The organism is Actinoalloteichus spitiensis RMV-1378, from assembly GCF_000239155.1.
Lineage (GTDB): Bacteria > Actinomycetota > Actinomycetes > Mycobacteriales > Pseudonocardiaceae > Actinoalloteichus_B > Actinoalloteichus_B spitiensis.
This window is the reverse complement of the sequence record NZ_AGVX02000481.1, coordinates 1-1,573: the sequence shown is the minus strand read 5'-3', so window position 1 is coordinate 1,573 and position 1,573 is coordinate 1. Positions and strand designations below refer to the sequence as shown.

The 1,573-nt window shown below is 74.2% G+C and carries 1 protein-coding gene; it reads right to left on the bottom strand.

The window, feature by feature from the left end:
- Window positions 1–105: 105 nt before the first annotated feature.
- Window positions 106–1,044 (bottom strand): SGNH/GDSL hydrolase family protein, encoded by a 939-nt coding sequence (locus ACTIDRAF_RS0219775; protein WP_157163157.1) that lies wholly within the window; start codon window positions 1,042–1,044, stop codon window positions 106–108.
- Window positions 1,045–1,573: the final 529 nt, after the last annotated feature.

Below are 1,573 nucleotides of genomic sequence, written 5' to 3'. Positions count from 1 at the left end.
CGGGACGGGGTGTGCCGGCACGCCGCCGGCCCCGGGCAGCCGGCGCACCCGGGGTCCCTCACCGGGCAGCCGGTGCGCTCGGCCCGCGCGGCGGCGTCCCGCCTCTCAGGCGGCGCGGAGGTAGTCGGCGACGAGCCGACCGAGGCGGGCGTGACCGCGTGGCGTGAGGTGCACCCGGTCCGGCGCGATCAACGGACGCCGGGAATCGTCCTCCGCCACCGTCGCCGGGAACTCGTCTTGCAGGTCGAGGTGCCCGCACCCCGTATCAGCGGCCACGTCGGCCATCGCGTCGCAGTAGGCGCGCCACCCGGAGCCGGGCATGTCGAGCCGGCAGTGCGGGGCGAGCAGCAGCACGCTCGCGTCGGTGACCGCGCGGTGCCGGCTGATGATCGTCCGCAGGTTGGCCGCGAACGTCTCCGGCGAGTTCCCGTACCGCCAGTCGTTCGACCCCATCGCGATGATCAGCAGGCCGGGGTCCAGCGTGCGCACCCTCGTCAGGTGCCGGTCCACGTCCTCACCCGAGATCCACCGGTCGGTGGCCGAACCCGACAGGCCACCGGAGTACAGGCGGATCCCGGCGCCAGCCCACCGGTCGTGGCGGAACGCGCCCGCGACCACCACGGCATTCCCGGAAAGGGCCTGGATGCGCACCCGGTGATCCCCGAGCGGAAGTCGGGGGGAGACCCACCGGCCGGTCGCCGTGCGCGCCGGCGCCGAGGGATCCGGTTGGGACACCACGTGCGGCTGGCCGTCGACGACCACCCGGAACCGGCCAGCGCCCTGCCCGGTCATGAACAGGACCGACACCGCCTCACAACGGGGCATGACCCGCTCGATCCAGGCCTCGGAGCCCAACCGCATCGCCCGCTGACCCAGATCCGTCGGCGTGGTGGTCGCCGGTCCGCCGGTCGCCCACCCGTGCGCCCAGGACGCCGACGGGTAGTAGATGCCGTTCTGCCAGGGCAGGTGCGCGGCGAGCATGCCGGGGAAACCCGCGACCGCGACCGGCTGGTGCGTGGGCGCGACGCCCGTGTGTCCTTCCATCGTCGACGAGCCCACCGTGACCACGTTGACCGTGCGTGCCGGGGCTTCGTCCCGATCCAGGGACCAGCGACGTAACGAGGGGCCGTTCACCCTTGTCCTTCCTGTTCGTACCGTTTCTCCCAGCGGGACGCGCCGGGCGCACCGCATCGCGGCCAGCCCAAGGAAAGCGGAGACAGCGGACACAATGGCCGCGACCGCTGCATCATCCGAGGCCGTGCGGCCGGACGCAACAGCCCCGGACGGGCCGGCCCACGCCCCCGAACGAGACGACCCAGCCGAATCCCGCCCACCCCACCTCGCCGCGCCCGGCCACAGGTCGCTCACCCTCGCTTGCGCGGGGCTTTCCGACGGCACCGGTTCCCTGGCCGGCCCGCTTGCGGCTCACCCCCGCTTGCGCGGGGCTTTCGCGGGCAGGTGCGCGTGCGAGGCGATCTCGCCCGGCTCACCCCCGCTTGCGCGGGGCTTTCCTGAGGCGCTGACCAGCACGCCCGCCGCCCGCCGGCTCACCCCCGCTTGCGCGGGGCTTTCG